Annotated in this window: 22 protein-coding genes; 10 read left to right on the top strand and 12 right to left on the bottom strand. The window is 75.9% G+C overall.

The window, feature by feature from the left end; all coding sequences use genetic code 11:
• Nucleotides 1-25: 25 nt before the first annotated feature.
• Complete coding sequence (locus ABT299_RS41350) at nt 26-985, bottom strand: DMT family transporter (protein ID WP_500254093.1); 960 nt, start codon at nt 983-985, stop codon at nt 26-28.
• 86 nt (nt 986-1,071) lie between these two features.
• Between ABT299_RS41350 and ABT299_RS41355 the strand changes: the two genes are divergently transcribed.
• The 3 genes from ABT299_RS41355 to ABT299_RS41365 all read left to right on the top strand — a co-directional run bounded on the left by ABT299_RS41355 (nt 1,072) and on the right by ABT299_RS41365 (nt 3,131).
• Entirely contained in the window at nt 1,072-1,680 is a 609-nt protein-coding gene (locus ABT299_RS41355) for a CGNR zinc finger domain-containing protein (protein WP_500254094.1), read from the top strand.
• A gap of 106 nt (nt 1,681-1,786) precedes the next feature.
• Entirely contained in the window at nt 1,787-2,845 is a 1,059-nt protein-coding gene (locus ABT299_RS41360; RefSeq protein WP_387018802.1) for an NAD-dependent epimerase/dehydratase family protein, read from the top strand.
• Nucleotides 2,846-2,879: 34 nt separating this feature from the next.
• Complete coding sequence (locus ABT299_RS41365) at nt 2,880-3,131, top strand: hypothetical protein (RefSeq protein WP_190856712.1); 252 nt, start codon at nt 2,880-2,882, stop codon at nt 3,129-3,131.
• A gap of 72 nt (nt 3,132-3,203) precedes the next feature.
• On the opposite strand, the gene ABT299_RS41370 is transcribed toward ABT299_RS41365, so the two are convergent.
• Both ABT299_RS41370 and ABT299_RS41375 read right to left on the bottom strand, forming a co-directional pair.
• Nucleotides 3,204-3,992 (bottom strand): sulfite exporter TauE/SafE family protein, encoded by a 789-nt coding sequence (locus ABT299_RS41370; RefSeq protein ID WP_500254095.1) that lies wholly within the window; start codon nt 3,990-3,992, stop codon nt 3,204-3,206.
• A gap of 105 nt (nt 3,993-4,097) precedes the next feature.
• The gene (locus ABT299_RS41375; RefSeq protein ID WP_190856714.1) at nt 4,098-4,889 is read right to left on the bottom strand and encodes a GntR family transcriptional regulator; all 792 of its coding nucleotides are present in this window, start codon (nt 4,887-4,889) and stop codon (nt 4,098-4,100) included.
• Nucleotides 4,890-5,150: 261 nt separating this feature from the next.
• Between ABT299_RS41375 and ABT299_RS41380 the strand changes: the two genes are divergently transcribed.
• The 3 genes from ABT299_RS41380 to ABT299_RS41390 all read left to right on the top strand — a co-directional run bounded on the left by ABT299_RS41380 (nt 5,151) and on the right by ABT299_RS41390 (nt 7,786).
• Nucleotides 5,151-5,486 (top strand): YciI family protein, encoded by a 336-nt coding sequence (locus tag ABT299_RS41380; RefSeq protein WP_387018793.1) that lies wholly within the window; start codon nt 5,151-5,153, stop codon nt 5,484-5,486.
• Nucleotides 5,483-6,844, top strand: a complete 1,362-nt coding sequence (locus ABT299_RS41385) for an RNA polymerase sigma factor (RefSeq protein WP_500254096.1) — start codon at nt 5,483-5,485, stop codon at nt 6,842-6,844. Before ABT299_RS41380 ends, ABT299_RS41385 begins: the two co-directional genes overlap by 4 nt.
• Before the next feature lie 153 nt (nt 6,845-6,997).
• The gene (locus ABT299_RS41390) at nt 6,998-7,786 is read left to right on the top strand and encodes an alpha/beta fold hydrolase (RefSeq protein ID WP_500254097.1); all 789 of its coding nucleotides are present in this window, start codon (nt 6,998-7,000) and stop codon (nt 7,784-7,786) included.
• A gap of 57 nt (nt 7,787-7,843) precedes the next feature.
• Here ABT299_RS41390 and ABT299_RS41395 read toward each other — a convergent pair whose 3' ends face one another.
• From ABT299_RS41395 to ABT299_RS41405, 3 genes are all read right to left on the bottom strand, one after another.
• A complete protein-coding gene (locus tag ABT299_RS41395; protein WP_190856715.1) occupies nt 7,844-8,464 on the bottom strand; it encodes an IMPACT family protein in 621 nt (206 codons plus the stop codon).
• 39 nt (nt 8,465-8,503) lie between these two features.
• Nucleotides 8,504-9,265, bottom strand: a complete 762-nt coding sequence (locus ABT299_RS41400; RefSeq protein WP_500254098.1) for a DUF3152 domain-containing protein — start codon at nt 9,263-9,265, stop codon at nt 8,504-8,506.
• Nucleotides 9,266-9,537: 272 nt separating this feature from the next.
• On the bottom strand, nt 9,538-10,323 hold the full coding sequence (locus ABT299_RS41405) for an HAD-IIA family hydrolase (RefSeq protein WP_190856716.1): 786 nt from the start codon (nt 10,321-10,323) through the stop codon (nt 9,538-9,540).
• A gap of 246 nt (nt 10,324-10,569) precedes the next feature.
• On the opposite strand from ABT299_RS41405, the gene ABT299_RS41410 reads away from it, so the two are divergent.
• Together ABT299_RS41410 and ABT299_RS41415 are read left to right on the top strand one after the other, a co-directional pair.
• Complete coding sequence (locus tag ABT299_RS41410; RefSeq protein ID WP_500254099.1) at nt 10,570-12,309, top strand: class I adenylate-forming enzyme family protein; 1,740 nt, start codon at nt 10,570-10,572, stop codon at nt 12,307-12,309.
• A gap of 62 nt (nt 12,310-12,371) precedes the next feature.
• Nucleotides 12,372-12,800, top strand: coding sequence for a Rid family hydrolase (locus ABT299_RS41415; protein WP_190856717.1), 429 nt, complete (start codon nt 12,372-12,374; stop codon nt 12,798-12,800).
• An 86-nt stretch (nt 12,801-12,886) separates the two neighbouring features.
• Here ABT299_RS41415 and ABT299_RS41420 read toward each other — a convergent pair whose 3' ends face one another.
• The 3 genes from ABT299_RS41420 to ABT299_RS41430 form a co-directional block, all read right to left on the bottom strand.
• Nucleotides 12,887-13,462, bottom strand: a complete 576-nt coding sequence (locus ABT299_RS41420; protein WP_190856718.1) for a TerD family protein — start codon at nt 13,460-13,462, stop codon at nt 12,887-12,889.
• 141 nt (nt 13,463-13,603) lie between these two features.
• Nucleotides 13,604-15,403 carry an acyl-CoA dehydrogenase family protein gene (locus ABT299_RS41425; protein ID WP_500254100.1) on the bottom strand — a complete coding sequence of 600 codons (1,800 nt, stop codon included), beginning with the start codon at nt 15,401-15,403 and terminating at the stop codon, nt 13,604-13,606.
• Nucleotides 15,404-15,448: 45 nt separating this feature from the next.
• Nucleotides 15,449-16,552 (bottom strand): ACP S-malonyltransferase, encoded by a 1,104-nt coding sequence (locus ABT299_RS41430; protein ID WP_500254101.1) that lies wholly within the window; start codon nt 16,550-16,552, stop codon nt 15,449-15,451.
• Nucleotides 16,553-16,768: 216 nt separating this feature from the next.
• Between ABT299_RS41430 and ABT299_RS41435 the strand changes: the two genes are divergently transcribed.
• Nucleotides 16,769-17,791, top strand: a complete 1,023-nt coding sequence (locus ABT299_RS41435; RefSeq protein ID WP_387018772.1) for a 3-oxoacyl-ACP synthase III family protein — start codon at nt 16,769-16,771, stop codon at nt 17,789-17,791.
• 39 nt (nt 17,792-17,830) lie between these two features.
• Here ABT299_RS41435 and ABT299_RS41440 read toward each other — a convergent pair whose 3' ends face one another.
• Nucleotides 17,831-18,274: a DoxX family protein gene (locus ABT299_RS41440; protein WP_500254102.1), complete on the bottom strand. Its 444-nt coding sequence runs from the start codon at nt 18,272-18,274 to the stop codon at nt 17,831-17,833.
• Between the two features lie 115 nt (nt 18,275-18,389).
• A complete protein-coding gene (locus ABT299_RS41445) occupies nt 18,390-19,292 on the bottom strand; it encodes a LysR family transcriptional regulator (RefSeq protein ID WP_387018767.1) in 903 nt (300 codons plus the stop codon).
• Nucleotides 19,293-19,363: 71 nt separating this feature from the next.
• Between ABT299_RS41445 and ABT299_RS41450 the strand changes: the two genes are divergently transcribed.
• The gene (locus ABT299_RS41450) at nt 19,364-20,125 is read left to right on the top strand and encodes an SDR family oxidoreductase (protein WP_190856724.1); all 762 of its coding nucleotides are present in this window, start codon (nt 19,364-19,366) and stop codon (nt 20,123-20,125) included.
• Nucleotides 20,126-20,163: 38 nt separating this feature from the next.
• Here the strand turns inward: ABT299_RS41450 and ABT299_RS41455 are convergent, their stop codons facing one another.
• On the bottom strand, nt 20,164-20,700 hold the full coding sequence (locus ABT299_RS41455) for a hypothetical protein (protein ID WP_500254103.1): 537 nt from the start codon (nt 20,698-20,700) through the stop codon (nt 20,164-20,166).
• Between the last annotated feature and the right edge of the window lie 121 nt (nt 20,701-20,821).

Raw genomic sequence — 20,821 nt, forward strand, 5'->3', positions numbered from 1 at the left:
GTCATGGACCCGGCGCGGTGCGGTGTCAGCGGCGGCCGGCGAGCAGGACGCCGGCGCCGCCGAGGACCAGTCCGGCGACGGTGAGCGGGTGCAGGGCCTGCCCGATCGTCGCCCACGCCAGCACCGCGGTGACGGACGGGGTCAGGAAGAACAGCGCGGCGACGGTCGAGGCCGGGGAACGGCGCAGCATGGTGTTCAGCAGCAGGAACACCCCGATGGAGTTCACCGCGACCATCCAGGCGAGGGAGGCGCCGAACGCGCCCCAGTGCGCGACGGCGGGCGTCTCGGTCAGCAGCGACAGCGCGCCCAGCGGCGGCGCGGCGACCAGGAACTGCACCGCGGTGCCGGTCCGCACGTCCATGTCGGTGACATGGCGCTTCTGGTAGAGGGTGCCGAGGCTGAGGCCGAGGAGCCCGACCAGGCAGAGGACCACGCCGAGGGGGGAGAACGCGATGCGGTCGGCGACGGCCAGCACGACACCGGCGGCGCCGAGCCCGAACCCGGCCCACTGGCGGCCGGTGACCCGCTCCCCCAGGACCCGCGCCGCCAGCAGCGCGATCACGACCGGGTTCAGGCCCTGGACGAGCGCGACGACCCCGGCGGGCAGCCCCATCGCCATGGCGCTGTAGAGGGCGCCGAACTGGACGGCCTGGATCAGCAGCCCGGACACCGCCAGGTGCGCCAGGGCGCGGCCCCGCGGCCACGGCGCCCGGACGGCGACCGCGTAGCCGGCCAGCAGGATCCCGGCGGCGGCGAACCGCGCGAAGATCAGCAGCAGCGGAGGGGCGGCGTCCACCCCGATCGCGCCGGCGATGAACGCGCTGCTCCACAGCAGGACGAACACCGCCGGCATCGCCGCGCCCGCCACTCCCCTGCCCTCGCCACCGGTCCGGGTGCCGGTCCGCTCCCCCCGCACCGCCCTTCCCCGCGTCGCCTTGGGGGACGTCGTCTCCGCAGACGGCGCGGCCGGGGTGCGCTGGACCATGAAGCACCTCCATAAGTAACCGGTCATGACGGTTATTCATCCTCCGGCCGCCGTCCGTAACCTGTCAAGCCGGTTACCATGGGGCGATGGAGTTCACCTTCCACTCCGGCGACCTCGCCCTCGATCTCGCCGGGACCGTCCAGCACCGCCGCGACGACCGCCGCGACCTGCTCACCGCCCCCGACCGGCTCGCCCACTGGGCCGTCGCCGCCGGGCTCGTCACCGACCCGCCCCCGGTGAGCGCCGCCGACCTCGCCGCCGCCGTCGAGCTCCGCGAGGCCGTCTACCGCGCCGCCACCGCCGTCCTGCACGGCCGCTCCCCCGCCGACGACGACCGCGACCTGATCAACCGCCGCGCCGCCGCCGCGCCGCCCGTCCCCCGCCTCGCCGCCGACGGCACCGTGCACCGCGACGGCGACACCACCGCCGTCCTGGCCGCCGCCGCCCGCGCCGCCGTCGACCTGCTCGCCGCCGCGGCCGCACCCGCCGGCTCCACCGCGGCCACCGGCACGGGCGACGGCGTCGACGCGGGCCGCGGCGTCCTCAAGGAATGCCAGGCCGACCCCTGCACCCGCCTCTACCTGGACACCTCCCGCCGCCGCACCCGCCGCTGGTGCGACATGCGCCAGTGCGGCAACCGCGCCAAGGCCGCCGCGTTCCGCGCCCGCCGCACCACCCCCGGCACAAACGCCTGACCGCGTGACGGCGCCCGGCCCCGCAGGCGCGCGGCGCCGCGCGTGTAGACCGGCGCATGGCGGGAATGGGGCCGTCCACCTGCAGGGACGACTGAGGGGGAACACCATGCGGGTCGTCGTCACCGGCGCCACCGGCAACATCGGCACCAGCACCGTCGAAGCGCTCACCGCCGATCCCCGCGCCACCTCCGTCCTCGGCCTGTCGCGCCGCGGCCCCGGCGCGCGGGCCGCCCGCGACGAAGGCATCGAATGGGCCGAGGCCGACGTCACCGACACCGACCTGGTCCCGCTGCTGCGCGGCGCCGACGCCGTGGTCCACCTCGCCTGGCTGTTCCAGCCCACCCACCGGCCCGCCGTCACCTGGGACTCCAACGTCGTCGGCACCACCCGCGTCCTGGACGCCGTCGCCGACGCCGGCGTGCCCGCCCTGGTGGTGGCCTCCTCCGTCGGCGCCTACTCCCCCGGCCCCAAGGACCGCGCCGTCGACGAGTCCTGGCCCACCCACGGCTGGCCCGGCGCCGCCTACAGCCGCGAGAAGGCCTACGTCGAACGCCTCCTGGACGCCTTCGAGGCACGCCGCCCGCAGACCCGCGTCGTGCGGATCCGCCCCGGGTTCGTGTTCGAACGCCAGAGCGCCGCCCAGCAGCGCCGCCTGTTCGCCGGGCCGCTGCTGCCCGGCCGCCTCGCCCGCCCCGGCCGCGTCCCGGTCGTCCCCGACCTGCCCGGCCTGCGCTTCCAGGCGCTGCACTCCGCCGACGCCGGGCAGGCGTTCGCGCTCGCCGCGCTCGGCGACGCCCGCGGCGCCTTCAACATCGCCGCCGAACCCGTCATCGACCCCGACGTCCTGGCCGGCCTGCTCGACGCCCGCACCGTCCGGCTGCCCGCCCGCGGCGTGCGCGCCGCCCTGGCCGCCGCCTGGAACCTGCACCTGGTCCCCGCCTCGCCCGGCCTGTTCGACCTGGCCCTGCAAGTGCCGATCATGGACACCGCGCGCGCCCGCGCCGAGCTCGGCTGGACGCCCCGCCACACCGCCCGCGACGCGATGGCCGCGTTCCTGGAGGGCCTGCGCACCGGCGCCGGACGCGACACCCCGCCCCTTGCTCCCGGCACCGGTGGCCCCGCCCGCGCCCGCGAGATCGCCACCGGCGTCGGCCGGAAACCCTGACCCCGGACGCCGAACACCCACAGGAGGTCACCCGATGCCGACGATCACACCCGCCCACCTGCACGAACTGCTGGCCTCCACCGACCGCGACGCCGCGCTCGTCGTCGTCGGCGGGCACGCCGCCGTCGTCCCGTCCACTCCCGCCGGACGCGGCGAGGCCGACGACGCCCTGGTGCTCACCACCCGGGACGCCGTCATCGCCGAACTCGACACCGGCGCCAACGACGAGCAGCTCGAACGCCTCGCCCAGCGCCTCGACACCGCCCTCGACAGCCTCGGCGGCTGACGCCCGCCCGACGCCCCGCCCCCGCCCCTGCCCCGCGGCTCCGGACGGACGTCCCGGCACCCGGCGGCCGGGTCAGCCGTGCAGGGCCAGGTAGGGCGCCAGGGCGAACAGGCTGACCACCAGCGAACCGGTCAGCGCGCCCGCCGGGACCGCCCGCGCGATCACCCAGCCCAGCAGCACACCCGCCAGCTCCGGCACCCCGGTCAGCGCCGCCAGCGGCCAGTCCACCGCCCCCGCCGCCACGTACCCGAGCGTCCCCACGGTCGCGATCACCACCGACTGCGCCTGCGCCGCCGCCAGCGCCGACAGCACCGGCACGCCCAGCACCACCAGCAGCGGCACGCTCAGCATCGGACCGCCGATCCCGAACACCCCGCTCGCCACCGCCACCGCGAACCCGACCACCGCGACCACAGGCGCCCCCGGGCCCCGCGCGTCCTCACCTGCGGGGGCACGGCCGGACGCGGCGGCGGGACGGCCCGTCCGGTGCCACACCAGCGCCCCCACCAGCGCCACGAACGTCCCCAGCAGGATCCCGAACACCCGCCCCGACACCACGCTGTTGACCAGCACGCCCAGCGGGGTCCCCGCGACCGCGGCGGCCGCCAGCACCGCCGCCGCCCGCCGCGTGCCGCGCTCGCGCAGCTGCCCCGACCGGGTGTAGGCGGCCGTCGCCAGCGCACCGGTCGCCACGTGCGTGACGATCGCCGTGCCCGCCACCTGCGCCGGCGGCAACCCCGTGAGCGCGAACAGCCCGACCGTCACCAGCACCCCGCCCGGCCCGACCGCCGTGATGCCGACCCCCGCGAACAGCCCGAACAGCACCAGCCCCACCAGCACGGGCACTCCGAGACCGCCCACGGCCCCTCCTCTCGCTCGCAACGGACACCACGACCGGCACCACGACGGCACCGAGGCGGGACACCGCGTCCGCCCGGGCCCGGATCCGCGCCGCCGCGGGCGCGGTCAGGCGCCGGGCGGACCCGGCGCGCGGTACAGGGTGGCGCGCAGCGTCAGGCGGTCCGCGCGGATGTGCACCGCCTCGCTGTCGACCGGACGCCCGTCGGCCAGATGCGCGAGCCGGTCGATCGCGAAGATCGCCGCGCCCGCCGGGACGCCCAGCAGCGCCGCCGTCGCCGGCGCGGCCGCCACCGCGTGCACCTGCACCTCCGCCCGGCCCAGCCGCTGCCCGGCGACCTCCTCGATCAGCCCGAACAGGTCCCGGTCGGCCAGCTCCCGGCCGAGATCCGGGCGCCGCAGCAGGCCCTCGCCGATGTCGCCGGGAAGGTAGGTGGTGTCCAGCGACAGCGGCTCGCCCTCCAGCCGCCGCAGCCGCTCCACGCGCACCGCGCCCGCGCCGGGCGGCAGCGCGAGCCGTGCCGCCACCGCCGGCGGCGGCACCGGGACCCGGCCGATCTCGCGGACCTCGTTGGTGACCGTGCCGTGCCCGGTGAGCGCCTCCGCCAGCCCCGCCAGCCGGTCCAGCCCGTGCCCGTGCTTGGCCGCCACCACCGTGGTGCCCACCCCGCGCCGCCGCGTGATCAGGCCCTCCGCCCGCAGCAGCGCCAGCGCCTCGCGGACGGCGTTGCGGGACGCGCCGAGCCGCTCGCCCAGCTCCCGCTCGCCCGGGAGCGTCCCGCCGGGGAACGCGCCGCCGGTGATCTGCTGGCGCAGCACGTCGGCGGCCTGCCGCGCCCGCTCGGCCCGCGGCCGCGACGACACCCACTCGCCCCGCCCCGCCCGCGGCGTCCCGCCCATGCCCCTCCCTCGGTCCGGATGGCCGGCGCACCCGTCCAGCGTGGACGGCCCGCCTCGTCCAGGATGCCGCAGCGAGGTTACGCCACTGTTACGCCACCCTGTTTGACCTGCATTAACGCCCCACCAGGAGGTATGTGGAGGGCGCTGGTCACTTCGGCCACCCGCAGAGCCCGAGACCAGGCCGCACACCGCTGCGCGGCACCCCGCGATCTGGCATCCTGCCCGGGAGAGCGATCTCGTCCGGCGACCGCGGGAGGCCCTGTGCGCTACGTGCTGATGATCTGCAGCGACGAGACCGCCGGGACCGATCCGGAGGAGGCCGCCGCCACCGGCTGCGGCGGCTGGTCGGAGGAGATGACCCGGCGCGGCGTGGTGTACGGCGGCGCCGGGCTCGCCCCCGCCGACACCGCCACCACCGTGAAGGTCCGCGACGGCGAGGTGCTGCTCACCGACGGGCCGTTCGCCGAGACCAAGGACCAGGTCGGCGGGTTCAGCCTCATCGAGTGCGCCGACCTGGACGAGGCCGTCGAGATCGCCGCCCGGCACCCCTGGGCCCGGCTCGGCCAGATCGAGATCCGCCCCGTCCACGAACCGTGACCCGCCCTGCCCCGCAACCCGGCCCGCCACCCGCCGAACCGGCCGCCGGCGCGGATGCGAACGCGGCGGCCGCCGCGGCGTTCCGCACTGAATGGGGACAGATCGTCGCCACCCTGATCCGCATGACCGGCGACTGGGACCTCGCCGAGGACTGCGCGCAGGACGCCTTCACCGCCGCCCTGCGCCGCTGGCCCCGCGACGGCGTCCCCGACCGCCCCGGCGCCTGGCTCACCACCACCGCCCGCAACCGCGCCGTGGACCGGCTCCGCCGCGACGCCGCCGGCGCCGACCGCCTCCGCCGGGCCGCCCTCACCGCCCCCGCCCCGCCCGCCGACGGCACCCCCCACGAGGACGGGTTCGGGGACGACCGGCTGCGGCTGATGTTCACCTGCTGCCATCCCGCGCTCGCGCCCGACGCCCGCGTCGCGCTCACCCTGCGCACCCTCGCCGGGCTCACCACCGCCGAGATCGCGCGCGCGTTCCTGGTCTCCGAGCCCGCGATGTCCAAGCGCCTCACCCGCGCCAAACGCAAGATCCGCGCCGCCCGCGTCCCCTACCGCGTTCCGCCGCCGCACCTGCTGCCCCGCCGCCTCGGCGCCGTCCTCGCCGTGCTGTACCTGCTGTTCAACGAGGGGTACACCGCCGGGGACGACGGTGCGGGGAACGGGCCCGAGCGGCGTCGGCTGAGCGCCGAGGCGATCCGGCTGGCGCGCGTGCTGGCCTCGCTGATGCCCGCTGAGCCCGAACCGCGGGGCCTGCTGGCCCTGATGCTGCTGCACGACGCGCGCGCCGCCGCCCGCGTCGACGCCACCGGCACCCTCGTCACGCTCGAGCACCAGGACCGCGCCCGCTGGGACGCCGCCGGGATCGGGGAGGGAACGCGGATCCTGGACGCCGCGCTCCTCGACGCCCGCGCCGCCGGGCGCCCCGCCGGGCCCTACCTGGTGCAGGCCGCCATCGCCGCCTGCCACGCCACCGCCCCCGACGCCGCCTCCACCGACTGGCCGCAGATCGCCGCGCTCTACGACGTCCTCGCCCGCCTCGCCCCCACCCCCGTCGTCGCGCTCAACCGCGCCGTCGCCGTCGGCATGGCCCGCGGCCCCCGCGCCGGCCTCGAGCTGGTCGAACGGCTGGAGCGGGAAGGCGCCCTGGACGGCTACCACCTGCTGCCGGCCACCCGCGCCGACCTGCTGCGCCGCCTGGGACGCCGCGCCGAGGCCGCCGTCGCTTACCGCGCCGCCCACGCCCTGGCCCCGGGCGATGCCGACCGCCGCTACCTGGCCCGCCGCCTCGCCGAGGTCACCGCACCCGACGCCGCGCCCGACGCCGCGCCCGACGCCGGAGCCGGGCGGGGCTGACCGGCACGGCACGTCCGGGAACCCGGCAAGAAGAAACAAGAAGAAAATCGCGCGGGGGTGTCCGTTCGCGGCCCGCCCGTACGTCGGTGACGCGAACGGGCCGCGCACAGCGGCCCGCCAGAGGCGACCGACGCACCCGAAAGGACACCGCTCATGGACACCGTGCACTCCAAGGACGGCACCCCCATCGCCTACGACCGCACCGGCCGAGGACCGGCCCTGGTGTGCGTGGGCGGCGCGCTTAACGACCGCGGATCGGCCGCTGCCCTCGCCGGCCTGCTCGCCTCCCGCCGCACCGTCCTCGCCTACGACCGCCGGGGACGCGGCGACAGCGGCGACACCGCCCCCTACACCGTCGACCGCGAGATCGAGGACCTGGCCGCCGTCATCGACGCCGCCGGCGGCCAGGCCGCGGTGTACGGGATGTCGTCGGGCGCCGTGCTGGCCCTGCGGGCCGCCGCGCACGGCCTGCCCATCACCCGCCTCGCCCTCTACGAACCCCCGTTCACCCCCGACGAGCCGGACCGCGTCCGGCGCACCCGCGACCAGGCCGCCGAGCTGAACCGCCGCCTGCGACAGGGCCGCCCCGGCGACGCCCTGGAGCTGTTCATGACCGGCGTCGGCATGCCCGCCGAACTCCTCGCCCAGATGCGCCGCGCCCCGATGTGGCCCGCCCTGGAGGCGCTCGCGCCGACCCTCGCCTACGACTCGGCCGTCATGGACGACGCCGCCGGAGGCGTCCTGCCCGCCGCGACCGCCGCCGCCGTCACCGTCCCGGCGCTGGTGCTGGCCGGCGGCGCGAGCCCGGCCTGGATGCGCGACGCCGCCCGGCGCCTCGCCGCCCTGCTGCCCGCGGGCGCCCACCGCGTCCTGGACGGCCAGACCCACGACGTCGCCCCCGACGTCCTGGCCCCCGCCCTGGAGGACTTCCTCAGCACATGACCCCGAAAGCCCCGGGGTGCGGGCCGCCCGGGGCCGCACCCCGGCGCCGGGCGTCCGTCAGACCGGAACCTCGACGTGGCCGGGCGCGCCGCGGGCCACGGCGGCGCGGCCCGCGGTGACCTGCGCCGCCCACGCCTCGAACGCCTCCACCTCCGCCAGCGGCACCGCCACGTCCGCCTCCACCGCGTCGCCGTAGCGGACGTCGGACGGCTGGACGCCGCGCCCGTGCAGATCCCCCAGGAACCGGCCCGCCAGCGCGTGCTCCACCCGCACCGTCACCGTCAGCACCGGCCGCAGCTCCACCACCCCGACCGCGTCGACCGCCTCCGACACCGCCTGCCCGTAGGCGCGCACCAGCCCGCCCGCGCCGAGCTTCACCCCGCCGAAGTAGCGGGTGACCACCGCGACCGTGCCGGTCAGGCCCCGCCGCACCAGCACCTCCAGCATCGGGATCCCCGCCGTCCCGGCCGGCTCCCCGTCGTCGCTGCTCTTGGTGATCTCGCCGTGCTCGCCGACGACGTACGCCGAGCAGTTGTGGGTGGCGTCGCGGTGCGCGCGGCGGTGCCGCGCCAGGAACTCCACCGCCTCGGCCTCGTCCGCCGCGCGCGCCAGCGTGCACACGAACCGGGACCGGCGGATCTCCAGCTCGCGGGAGCCCCCGCCTCTGATCATGCGCATGTCGGCCCCGAGTCTAGGCGCCGCTCCGGGGGGCCGGGGTCAGCCCTTGGGGAACGGCCACGGGTTCGGCGCGCACCCGTACAGCGACTTGGTCTGCTGCACCATCACCGGCGCGGGACGCCCCTTGCCCGGGCACTGCAGGTGGCCGTGGCCGAGCGCGTGCCCGACCTCGTGGTTGATCACGTACTCGCGGTAGGAGGCCAGGTCGCGGCCGTAGGACGCGGCGCCCTCGCCGTAGCGCAGGGCGTTGATGACCGAGCGGTTCCCCTGCCGGCACGACAGCTCCCCGCCGGTGACCAGCGGCGCGCACATCCGGTCGGTGAGCGCCGGGCTCGACAGCGACACCCGGAACCGCACCGGCCCGCGGCTCACCCGCTCGAACCGCATGGTGCCGCCGTGCCCCCAGCTGCGCGGGTCGTTGAGGACCCGCTGCACCTCCGCCGCGAACTCCGCGCCCGCGATCGGCAGGCCCCGCTCGACCTCCACCGTGTACCGGACGAGGGTGCCGCGCGTCCCCTTCGGCTTCGCCGTGCCCGGGACCACGGCGTACCGGCCGCTCGCCGACCGGGGGATGCGGACGCGGGGCGGCTGGCGGCGGCCGTTCACCACCGGCCCCTTCACCGCCGTCCTGCCCGCCCGGCCCGTCCCGCCCGGGGTCCGCCCGGACGCCTGCGGTGACGCCGACACCGCCTCCGACGTCGGGGCGGCGGCCGGGACGCGGTCGTCGTCGTGGCCGAGCGTCAGCCAGGCGCCGCCGGCGGCGCCGACGCCCAGTACCGCGGCGACGCCGACCGCGATCACCGCGGTACGGCGGCGGCGCGGCCTACCGCCCGGCGGGCGCGAGGGGGCGGAAGGGTCCTGGAGGTCGTGCACGGCGCTCCGCTCGGCCAGGGCGCCCGCGGGCGTCCGGCGGCAGGCCGGGCCGCGGACCGCCGGCCGCTCCCGCCGCGCGCCACCGAGCCCTCGACCTGCACGAACGCACCACGGCGCCTATTGTCGATTTCGCCCTGATCGTATCGGTCTGACGCCGGGCGAAGAGCGGCCCGAGGGCGATCCGAAGCCGGTCAGGGCGATCAGGCGTCGATCAGCTCGATCAGGTCGGCGATGGACGGCACCACCCGGTGCGGGCGGAACGGGAAGCGGCCCACCTCGTCCTTGCGGGTCACCCCGGTCAGCACCAGGATCGTCTCCAGGCCCGCCTCCACGCCGGCGACGATGTCGGTGTCCATCCGGTCGCCGACCATCGCGGTCTGCTCGCTGTGCCCGCCGACCACGTTCAGCGCGGTCCGCATCATCAGCGGGTTCGGCTTGCCGACGAAGTACGGCTCCACCCCCGTCGCGCGGGTGATCAGGGCGGCGACGGCGCCGCAGGCGGGCAGCGAGCCCTCCTGGGACGGGCCGATCGGGTCGGGGTTGGTCGCCACGAACCGCGCGCCGCCCTCGATCAGCCGGATCGCCTGGGTGATCTGGGAGAAGCTGTAGGTGCGGGTCTCTCCCAGCACCACGTAGTCGGGCCGGATGTCGGTGAGGACGTAGTCGGCCTCGTGCAGCGCTGTGGTCAGCCCCGCCTCGCCGATCACGTACGCCGATCCCTCGGGCCGCTGGTCGGCCAGGAACCGCGCGGTGGCCAGCGCCGAGGTCCAGATGAACTCGGCCGGGACCTGCAGCCCGACCGCGGCCAGCCGCGCCGACAGGTCGCGGCGGGTGTAGATCGAGTTGTTGGTCAGCACGAGGAACGGCTTGCCGGAGGCGGCGAGCCTGCGGATGAACTCGTCGGCGCCGGGGACGGGGTGGCCCTCGTGCACCAGCACGCCGTCCATGTCCGACAGCCAGTACTCGATCGGCTTGCGCTCGGTCATGTCCCCATTGTCGCAGGTCGGGATCTTCGAGTGGAACGGTCCGCGGGGGTGTCGCCGGGTGAACCGGCCGGTAGGGCGGCGGCGGAGCCCGGCGCGGGCCGTGCGGGTGCGGGACGGGCGCCGGGCGGACCGCGGACCGTTGACCAGCGAGTGAGACAAATCATAGATTTGCCCCACGGTGCGCCGAACCGCGTTCGGTGTAAGGGCCGCGCGGCGGCGCGCCGGTACGGTCCGCGGGAGGCGCGCGTGCAGAGCCGCGAAGTGAACGGCCCCGAACTGACGAGCATCGCCGAGGTCAGAGCCCGGCTGACGGCCCCGGGCCAGCTGTTCGAGATGGACGAGGTCGACATCCGCGGCGTCAGAACCCGCGTCTGGAAGAACGCCCCGACCACCCTGCGCGAGATCCTGGAACTGTCGCGCGGCCACGGCGACGCCCCGTTCCTGGTCTACGAGGACGACCGGCTGAGCTTCGCCGAGCACCACCGCCGCGCGGCGGCGTTCGGGCGGCTGCTGGTCGCCGAGCACGGGATCGCCAAGGGCGACCGCGTCGCGATCGCGATGCGCAACTACCCCGAATGGTCGGTGGCGTTCTTCGGAGCCGCCGTCGCCGGCGCCGTCGTCGTCCCGCTGAACGCCTGGTGGAGCGCCGACGAGCTGGAGTACGGGCTGCGCGACAGCGGCGCCAGGCTCCTCATCGCCGACGCCGAACGCGCCGAGCGCCTCGCCGGGGTCCTGCCCGGCCTCGGCATCCCGCTGCTGGTCGCCCGCCCCGCCGGCGCCCCGCCCGCCGGCGGCGAGGACTTCGACGCCGCCCTCGCAAGGGCGCTCGCAGACGGCACGGACGGCGCGGACGGCGCGGGCGCCCTGCCGGACGTGGCGATCGGCCCCGAGGACGACGCCACGATCTTCTACACCTCCGGCACCACCGGACGCTCCAAGGGCGCCCTCGGCACCCACCGCAACATCACCACCAACCCGGTCAGCCTCGCCTACGGGCTGCTGTCGGCCGGTGTGCGCGCCGGCGCCACGATCGAGCAGCTCACCCGGCCGCAGCCCCGCGTCACCCTGCTGAGCGTCCCGTTCTTCCACGCCACCGGCTGCCACTCGGTCCTGGTCAGCAGCGCCCTGCAGGGCGGCACCGTCGTGCTGATGTACAAGTGGGACGTCACCAAGGCGCTGCAGCTGATCGAGCGCGAGCGCGTCACCGGGTTCGGCGGCGTGCCCACCATGGCGTGGCAGGTGCTGACCTCCCCCGACTTCGACAAGTACGACACCTCCAGCCTCACCGGCGTCAGCTACGGCGGCGCCCCCGCCGCGCCCGCCCTCGTCGACAAGATCAAGGAGCGGCTGCCCCAGCGGGTCCCCGGCAACGGCTACGGCCTCACCGAGACCTCCTCGGTCACCACCTACAACGGCGGCGTGAACTACCTGGAGCACCCCGACAGCGTCGGCCCGCCCGTCGCCGTCTGCGACGTGCGGGTCGTCGACCCCGCCACCGGCCAGGACCTCCCACCGGGCGAGGTCGGCGAGCTGCTCATCGCCGGCCCCAACGTCATCAAGGGGTACTGGAACAAGCCGGAGGCGACCGCGCAGGCGTTCGCGGACGGCTGGTTCCACAGCGGCGACCTGGCCCGCGTCGACGACGACGGGTTCGTCTACATCGTCGACCGCGCCAAGGACATGCTGATCCGCGGCGGCGAGAACATCTACTGCGCCGAGGTGGAGGCCGCGCTCTACGAGCATCCCGCCGTCGCCGACTGCGCCGTCATCGGCGTCCCCCACGACGTGCTCGGCGAGGAGGTCGGCGCCGTCGTCGTGCCCCGGCCCGGCACCGCGCCGGCCCCCGAGGAGATCCAGGCGTTCCTGCGCGAGCGGATCGCCGCGTTCAAGGTGCCCGTCCACTTCTGGTTCCGCGACGAGGGACTGCCGCGCAACCCCGGCGGGAAGATACTCAAGACCCGGCTGCGCAGCGAACTGCTCGGCTGACCCCCGCCACCGCGACGCCGGCGCGCCCGTCCACCCCCGGGCGCGCCGGTTAACGTGATCACGTGAGCGAACAACAGCGACCCAGCGGCGGCGCCGTCCGCCAGATCAACGCACCGGGCCTGGCGCCCGGCCCCGGCTACAGCCATGTGGTGTCGGTGGACGTCCCCGGGCGCCTCGTCGTGGTCAGCGGCCAGATCGCCGTCGACGGCGAGGGAAACCTCGTCGGCCCCGGCGACCTGGAGGCCCAGACCCGGCAGGTGTTCACCAACCTGGAGGCGGCGCTCGCGGCCGCCGGCGCCCGCTGGGAGCACGTGATCCGGCTCGGCTACTTCCTGCTCGACGCCAGCGCGGTCGGCGTCGTGCGCGCCGTCCGCACGCAGATGCTGCCGGACGGCGTCGACCCCGCCGCGTCCCTGATCCAGGTGTCCGGGCTGGTCCGCGACGACCTGCTCATCGAGGTGGAGGCCCTCGCCGTCGTCCCCGTCGACTGACCCCGGCTACCTCCGAGAGCGCCGGAGGGGCGGGGCGCAGGCCCCGCCCCTCCGGTCCCGACGCGGTCAGACGCCGTCGGACGTCCTCAGACGTTCACGCCGAAGTCGGCGGCGATGCCCGCCAGCCCGGAGGCGTACCCCTGGCCGACCGCGCGGAACTTCCACTCCGCCCCGTTGCGGTACAGCTCGCCGAACACCATCGCGGTCTCGGTGGAGGCGTCCTCGGTCAGGTCGTAGCGGGCGATCTCCCCGCCGCCGGCCTGGTTGACCACCCGGATGAAGGCGTTGCGGACCTGCCCGAAGTTCTGCTGCCGGCCGTCGGCGTCGTAGATCGACACCGGGAACACGATCTTGGCGACCTCGGCCGGGACGGTCTGCAGGTCCACCTTGATCTGCTCGTCGTCGCCCTCGCCCTCACCGGTCAGGTTGTCGCCGGTGTGCTCCACCGACCCGTCCGGGCTCTTCAGGTTGTTGAAGAACACGAAGTGCTGGTCCGACAGCACCTTGTTCTCCGCCGAGCACAGCAGCGCGCTGGCGTCCAGGTCGAAGTCGGTTCCGGTGGTCGTGCGCACGTCCCAGCCCAGACCCACCACGACCGCGGTCAGTCCGGGAGCCTCCTTGGTCAACGAGACGTTGCCGCCCTTGCTCAGACTGACTCCCACTGTGCCTACCTCCGTATCGGACCGGGCGGATGACGGTCACCCGCGGCCTGTCTAAGCAGAACGGTAGCCAGTCCCCGCCGGTTCCCCCGCCGCTTTCGCCGATGACCGGCGTGGCGTGCGGGTTCGCCGCCGCGGGGCGGGTCAGCCGCCGGTGAGGAACGCCGTCGGCGCGGTGATCACCGGGGGCAGCTCGAACGCCGCCGCCAGCTCCCCGGCGCGCGGCGCGAGCTCGTCGCAGGCCCGCCGCCGCGCCGCGTGCACGTCCTGCAGCCAGCCGGGCGGCACCACGCCCTCGTCGAGCAGGCCGCCGGCGCGGCGCGCCATCCAGTTCAGGGCGTTCAGGCGCAGCACGGGGCGCAGCGCCGCCGGGCCGCCGTCCAGCGCCGCGTCGCAGATCTCCAGCGTGACGCGGTCGGCGCACGCGGTCGCGGTCTGCGCGGCGAGCACGAGGTTGTCGTTCCAGGCGGTGAAGGGGTCGGCGCCCGCGTCGGCGGCCCCCCGGACCCGTTCGGCGAGCCGGTCGCGCACCCGCCGCTCGACCTCGCGCGCCAGGAACAGCCACACCCGCGGCGAGTCCAGGTCCCCGTCGTCGGGCGGGCCCGGCACCGCCTCGGGCGGGGTGTAGCGGTCCAGGTCGGCCATCGCCCGCGCCGTGTCGTACAGGATCAGCTCGTTGTCGCCGCCGGCGTTCATGTAGGCGTGGGCGAGGCCCCGGTAGGCGTTGAGGCGCTCGACCGCCGCGAACCCGGGCGCGCCCGAATGCACTCGGCACATCGACACCGTCTCCTGCGCGGTGACGGTGGAGGCCGCCTTCAGCAGCGCCAGGTCCCGGTCGACCGCCGACCACGGCGCCCAGGCGGTCTGCGGGCCGCCGGAGGGCGCGTCGGCGGAGGTCCGGCGGACCTTGACGTGGGCGGCGACCGCCGTCAGCGCGTACGCCGACGCCAGCGCGCCCAGCACCGCCTCCTGCTGGTTGCGGTAGTCGGTCAGCGGGCGGCGCGGCGCCAGGCGGCCGAGGGTGGAGCGGCCCGCCGAGTGGGCCAGCAGCATCCCGGCGGACGCGCGGGTGATCGCGGCGGACGCGGAGATCACCGAGCGCCACACCGCCGGCGCGATGCCCATCGAGCGGGTCAGCCGCGCGGCGGGCGACCCGGCGGGGTCGTGGAAGGAGCCGTCGGCGTCGATGCGGGCGCCGTCGCGTAGCCACGCCTCGTAGGGGACGTGCAGGTCCTCCAGCAGCACGGCCGCGTAGTCGACCTGCAGGCCGGTCGTCTCGGGGGCCGGCACCACCCGCACGCCGGGCGGGACGGAGCCGTCGGGGCCGCGGACCGGCACCGCGAACACGAACACCCCGCGCTCCTCACCGCCGTGCACGAGGGTGGCGTACACGCAGGCGGTCTTGGGCAGGTCGGGGTGGGCGGTGCTGGTGGGGAACTTGGCGGCCTGCACGTCGGGGGTGTGCAGCACGAAACCGCCGGTGGCGGGGTCGTGGCGGGCGATGGTGCGCGGGGACAGGTGGCTGTTGCTGCGGCCGACCTCGGTCATCAGCAGCGTCCCGAACGAGTCCATCGACTCCAGCGCCTCGCGGGCGGCGTTCGGGCCGTCCTGGCCGGCGCCGAACCGCACGATCGGGCCGAGCGCCAGGGTGTAGTGCAGCATCATCACGTGGAACAGCGCCGGGTCGGCGATCGCGGCGCGTTCCAGCAGCGCGCACAGCGCCGGCGGGTCGTCCAGCAGCTCCGACCCGGGCGGCGCGGCGAGCCCGGCGCGCCGCATCCGCGCGTAGGTGAGGGCCTGGTGGTCGCGGGCGGTGAGCCCGCCGGGGTAGCTGAAGAACTCCTCGGGGACGGCGTCGGCGAACCGCTCCCGGAGCTTGGGGCCTGGGGACGCGCCGCGCACGAAACCGGCGAGGTCGCCATCGGGGGAGGTGCCCATGGACATGCCCATCACGCTGCTCTCCTGTCGGGACGGAGTGGTCGGACGGGGTCAGACCTGCGGGTCGGGGGTGATGCCGGGCGCGGACTTGCCGACCGGCGGGCCGTCCGGCCCGATCGCGTCGGCGGCGCCGCGGGCGGTCTCGGTGGCGCGGGGGCGCGGCGCGTCCCCGCGGGGCCGGTCGCGCAGCGGGACCAGGAAGGTCTGCGCGTCCGGGACGCTGAGGCGGGCGCACTGGCACAGCGCGTTGCCCGATCCGGCCTCGGCGAACACCGTCGCGCCGGCGGCGTGCACGGCGCGCAGCGCCTCCGGCAGTCGGACGGGCTTGACGATGCAGTCGGCCAGCGCCCGGTGCAGGTCGTCGTCGTCGCGGTAGGCGCGCCCGCGGACCGGCGAGTGCACGACCAGCTCCAGGGGCCGCTGCGGGAAGGCGCGGATCGTGGCGTACCACTCGTCGTCGGCGCCGGCCATCGCGGGATGGTGCGACAGGTAGGGCACGGCGAGCCGGACGGCCCGCACCCCGGTTGCGCGGGCGGTCTCCAGCACCGCCTCCAGCGGGGCGTCGGGGCCGGAGACGACGGTGACCGACGGGGCGTTGAGGCACGCGACGACGACCTCGGGCGCGGCGGCGGCGTCGATGCAGGCGCGGGCGCCGTCCTCGCCGGCCTCCAGCAGCGCCATCCCGCCGCCCGCGCCGCGCCGGGCGAGGACCTCGACGAGGCTGACGGCCATCCGGGCGCCGTCGGCGATGGCGAACACGCCCGCGCACACCATCGCGGCGATCTCCCCGAAGCTCTGCCCGACGGCGAAGCCGGGCTGCACGCCCATCGCGCGCAGGGCGCGGTCGACGGCGACGGAGGAGGCGTAGCCGGCGAGCTGGGCGACGCCGGGGGCGCGGGCCGCGGCCCGGTACCCGGCGGGGTCCTCCAGCAGGATCGCGCGCAGCGAGGGCCAGCCGTCCGGCAGGCCCTCCTGGACGGCGTCCAGGACGTCGGCGGCGGCGCGCGCGGCGGCGGGACCGGAACGTGCCAGGGAGGGCAGGTCGGGGACGCCCGCCGAACCCGTCCCGGCGAACAGGAACGCGCAGACGTCATCGGGTTTGAGCTCCCCGGCGGGGTCGAAGGGGCCGTCCGGCTGGAAAGAGGTGTGGGACACGCGAGGTCTCCTTACCTGGAAGGAAGGCTCTCTTTTCTTTTCGGATAATGGCCGCTTATCGAGGAGTTATGGAACGCAAATCCTGAAATGGGATTATTCACTCATGGAATCGGCCTGGCAACCATCGGTGCAACGGACGGACCGGAGATCGGTCTCCCGCCCGTGCCGGGCCCGGCCACGACCACCGGCCTCACCGCCGGTTGGGGGGAGCGACGCATGACCTGGAGCGACCAGCAGCCCGCGCACACCCGGTGGGCGATCCGCGGAACCGGCTCCTACCTGCCGGAACGGCGCGTCCCCAGCACCGAGGTGGCGCGCTCGCTCGGCCTGGACGAGGACTGGATCGAGCGGCGCACCGGCATCCGCAACCGGCACACCGCCGCGCCCGCGCAGGCCGCCTCCGACCTCGCCGCCGCCGCCGCGCGCGAGGCCCTCGACGCGGCCGGGCTGCGGCCCGACGACCTCGGGCTGATCGTCCTCGGCACCTCCACCCCCGACGAGCTCGGTCCCTCCACCGCCTGCCGCGTGCAGGCGCTGCTCGGCGCCCGCGGCGCCGCCGCCTTCGACGTCGCCGCCGCCTGCACCGGGTTCGTGTTCGGGCTGCAGGCCGCCCTCGGCTGGCTCGCCGCCCAGCGCGGCGCCGCCCCGTACGCGCTGGTCATCGGCGTCGAGGTGTACTCGCGGTTCCTCGACCCCGCCGACCGCGGCACCGCGGCGCTGTTCGGCGACGGCGCCGCCGCCGCGGTCGTCGGGCCCGTCCCCGCCCCCTACGGGATCGGGCCGGTGACGCTCGGCTCGGACGGCACCCGCGCCGACGACGTCCTCATCCCCGCCGGCGGCTCCAGACGGCCCGCCGATGCCGCCACACTGGCCGATCTCGGCCACACCATCCACATGGACGGCCGCGCCGTCCGCGACTTCATCGCCGGCGCCCTGCCCCGGATGGTCGCCGAGGCGTGCGAGGACGCCGGGATCAAGCCCGCCGACCTCGCCCTGGTCGTCCCGCACCAGCCCAACCCGCGGCTGGTGGCGTCGCTGGCCGGGGACGCCGGCCTCGAACCGGACCAGCTGATGATCGCAGGGGAGGACGTCGGCAACATCGGCGCCGCCAGCCTCCCCTACGCCCTGGACCGCGCCGTGCGCACCGGCCGCGTCGGCGGCGGCGACCTGGTGCTGCTCGCCGGGTTCGGCGCCGGCCTGACCTGGGGGCGCGCCCTCATCACCTGGCCCGGCGCCTGACTCCCCCGGCGTCCGGGGCCGGGCCTCGGCGCGGTGCCGTCAGCGGCGGAGCAGGCCGGCGACCGAGCGCAGCAGGTCCCGGGTCTCGGCGCGGCGGTCCCAGCCGATCACCGCGCAGACGGCGGCGAGCGCGGCGGGGAACAGCGCCCACGCGGCGTCCAGCACCAGCAGGTGGGTGAGGACCGCGCCCGCCAGCAGGCCGATCAGCGCGGTCGCGGCGAACCCGGCCAGCCGCGGGACCATCAGCCCGATCGCGCCGGCGGCCTCGACGGTCCCGGTCACGTACCGGAACCACTGCCCCCAGCCGATCCTGGTGAAGGTCTCGACCGCGTCGGCCTGCCCGGCGAACTTCGGCATCGCCGAGGCGAAGAACAGGAACGCGGCGATGAGGACCTGCGCGGTCCACAGGACGCGGCGCAGGACGCGGCGGCGGCCCTCGACGGAGCCGGTGGCGGGGGCGGCGAGGATCTGGGTGACGGTCATGGCGGTGTCCTTCCGTGCGACGTGCTCTTCTCGTGCCTTCACTGACGCGTCGCACGGGCGCACGCCGGATCGACATCCCGGCCCGCTTTTTCTCGGATTTTTTCGCCCGGCTCCGTCAGCGCAGGTCAGAGACGGTCCGAAGCGCGCCCGCCTCCGTGTTCCGGCGTGCGTTGCGGCGGGCGTTGTGGCGGGCGGCGACCGCGGCGGTGACGCGGACGAACGCCGCCAGCGCCCGCGACCGCGACTCCTCGGGCCACGCCAGCACCAGCGTCGTCGGCGGCGCGTCGGGCACCGGCACCGCCGTGAGGTCGTCGCGCAGCAGCCGCCGGTAGGACCGCGGCAGCACCGCCACCATCCGGCCGAGCGCGATCAGCTGCATCACCTGGCCCCCGTCGGTCACCATCGGCCCGTCGCCGCCCGGCCGGGCCGGGGTCCGCGGCAGCACCTCCCCGTCCAAGTCGGCCATCGACACCCGCGCCCGGCCCGCGAGCCGGTGGGTGCGGGGCAGGACGACGACCTGCGGTTCCACCACCAGTTCCTCGACGGCCAGGCCGGTCAGGTCGGCGCGCGGCGCGTACAGCAGGGCGGCGTCGGCGCGCCCGTCGTCCAGTGCCTGCCGCGCCCCGTAGCCGAACACCATCTCCACCGGCAGCGCGTCCGGCTCCCGCTCGTACTCGGCCAGGACGTCCGGCAGCAGCCCGCCGCCGTCGCCGCCCGGCTTCATCGCCAGCACCAGCCGGGCGCCGGTCCCGCCGGCCCTGCGGGTGCGCAGCACCGCGGCCTCCACGGCCGCCAGCGCGGCGCCGCCCTCGGCCAGCAGCGTCTCGCCCGCCGGGGTCAGCGTCACCCGGCGGCTGGTGCGCTCCAGCAGCCGGACGCCGAGCCGCCGCTCCAGCCGCGCGATCGCGCGCGACAGCGGCGGCTGCGCGATGCCGAGCCGTTCGGCGGCCCGCCCGAAGTGCAGCTCCCGGGCGACCTCCAGGAAGTAGGCCAGCTCCCTCGTCTCCACCAAATCCATACCTTCAGGGTATCGATCGTGGTCCGGTCGGTGTTGGAGTCCGCCCGGGCCCCGGTGATGGGATCGAGGGCATGAGCGAACGACCCACGAACGCCAAGGTCGCCCTGGTCACCGGGGCCAACAAGGGAATCGGCCGCGCCGTCGCCGAGGGGCTCGCGGCGCGCGGCATGACCGTGCTGCTCGCCGCCCGCACCCCCGACCTCGGCGAGAAGGCGGCGGCGGAACTGCGCGACGCGGGGCACGACGTCCGGTTCGTCCGGCTGGACGTCACCGACGACGACAGCGTCCGGGCCGCCGCCGACACCGTGACCGCCTCTCCGGGACGGCTGGACGTCCTGGTCAACAACGCCGGCATCTCCGAAGGCCCGAACGACCCGCCCTCGCAGGCCGACCTGGACCATGTCCGCCGCGTGTTCGACACCAACCTGTTCGGCGTGATGCGGGTGACCAACGCGCTGCTGCCGCTGCTGCGCCGCTCGCCCGCCGCCCGGATCGTCAACGTCTCCAGCGGCACCGGGTCGCTGACCCACATGACCGACCCGGACCACTACTTCTGGAACCTCGGCGCCGTGGCGTCCTACCCGCAGTCCAAGACCGCGCTGAACATGCTGACCGTCCAGTACGCCAAGGAGCTGCGCGACACCGGCATCCTGGTCAACGCCGTCGCGCCCGGCGCCTGCGCGACCGACTTCGCGATCGAGCACATCCGGGCGGGCCGCACGATCACCCGCACCGCCGAGCAGGGCGCCGCGATCGCGATCCGGATGGCGACCCTGCCCGACGGCGGCCCGACCGGCGGGTTCTTCGACGACGACGGCGCCGTCCCCTGGTGACCCGGCGGGCGAATCCGGGCGGGCGATCCGGCGGATGATCACCAGGGAGACAGCACCAGGGCCTGGACGGCGATCGCCGTGGCCGCCTGCGCCGCCAGCCACCACCGCGCCCCGCCCGCCCGCGCCGATCCGGACGAATGCAGCGACGCGGCCGCGACCAGCCACGCCGCGAACGGCACCCAGATCCGCTCGACCTCGCCCTTGGTGACCCCCGACAGGTCCAGCACGAGCACGCCCAGCAGCGCCGCGCACGCCGGCAGCGCCACCGCCGCCGCCGGGGACACCGCGCGGGTGCGGGCCGCGCGCCACAGCACGTGCGCCGTGCGTGGCAGCGCGTACGCGACCGCGGGACCCGTCAGCAGCCCCAGCACCGCGAGGTCGCCGAACAGGAAGTAGGCGTAGGAACGCTGCGCCGAGCCGCGGCTGATGAGGTAGGTGTCCAGGGTGGCGCGGACGCCGTCCGGCCACCAGAACCCCAGCAGCGTGAACGCGGCCGGCACCACCACCAGCCCCGCGCCCAGCGCTACGAGCACCCGCGGGCGCGGGCGGACCAGCAGCAGGACCGCCAGCGGCACCGCGAACAGCGGCAGCAGCCCGTACGACAGGACGTCTTTGGACTATCGGCCCGGCACAGGCGGGAAGACCGCCCGTGACAGCCGGGTATATTCGTTCCGGTTACAGAGGAGCGCTCGTACT

Source organism: Spirillospora sp. NPDC000708, assembly GCF_040299565.1.
Lineage (GTDB): Bacteria > Actinomycetota > Actinomycetes > Streptosporangiales > Streptosporangiaceae > Spirillospora.

Excerpts from the sequence above, each read along its gene's own strand:
- ABT299_RS41440 (WP_500254102.1), bottom strand. The coding sequence starts at position 18,274 with ATGACCGTCACCCAGATCCTCGCCGCCCCCGCCACCGGCTCCGTCGAG.
- ABT299_RS41395 (WP_190856715.1), bottom strand. The coding sequence starts at position 8,464 with ATGCGCATGATCAGAGGCGGGGGCTCCCGCGAGCTGGAGATCCGCCGG.
- ABT299_RS41450 (WP_190856724.1), top strand. The coding sequence starts at position 19,364 with ATGAGCGAACGACCCACGAACGCCAAGGTCGCCCTGGTCACCGGGGCC.
- ABT299_RS41365 (WP_190856712.1), top strand. The coding sequence starts at position 2,880 with ATGCCGACGATCACACCCGCCCACCTGCACGAACTGCTGGCCTCCACC.
- ABT299_RS41425 (WP_500254100.1), bottom strand. The coding sequence starts at position 15,403 with ATGTCCATGGGCACCTCCCCCGATGGCGACCTCGCCGGTTTCGTGCGC.
- ABT299_RS41435 (WP_387018772.1), top strand. The coding sequence starts at position 16,769 with ATGACCTGGAGCGACCAGCAGCCCGCGCACACCCGGTGGGCGATCCGC.
- ABT299_RS41445 (WP_387018767.1), bottom strand. The coding sequence starts at position 19,292 with ATGGATTTGGTGGAGACGAGGGAGCTGGCCTACTTCCTGGAGGTCGCC.
- ABT299_RS41375 (WP_190856714.1), bottom strand. The coding sequence starts at position 4,889 with ATGGGCGGGACGCCGCGGGCGGGGCGGGGCGAGTGGGTGTCGTCGCGG.
- ABT299_RS41390 (WP_500254097.1), top strand. The coding sequence starts at position 6,998 with ATGGACACCGTGCACTCCAAGGACGGCACCCCCATCGCCTACGACCGC.
- ABT299_RS41355 (WP_500254094.1), top strand. The coding sequence starts at position 1,072 with ATGGAGTTCACCTTCCACTCCGGCGACCTCGCCCTCGATCTCGCCGGG.
- ABT299_RS41405 (WP_190856716.1), bottom strand. The coding sequence starts at position 10,323 with ATGACCGAGCGCAAGCCGATCGAGTACTGGCTGTCGGACATGGACGGC.
- ABT299_RS41350 (WP_500254093.1), bottom strand. The coding sequence starts at position 985 with ATGGTCCAGCGCACCCCGGCCGCGCCGTCTGCGGAGACGACGTCCCCC.
- ABT299_RS41360 (WP_387018802.1), top strand. The coding sequence starts at position 1,787 with ATGCGGGTCGTCGTCACCGGCGCCACCGGCAACATCGGCACCAGCACC.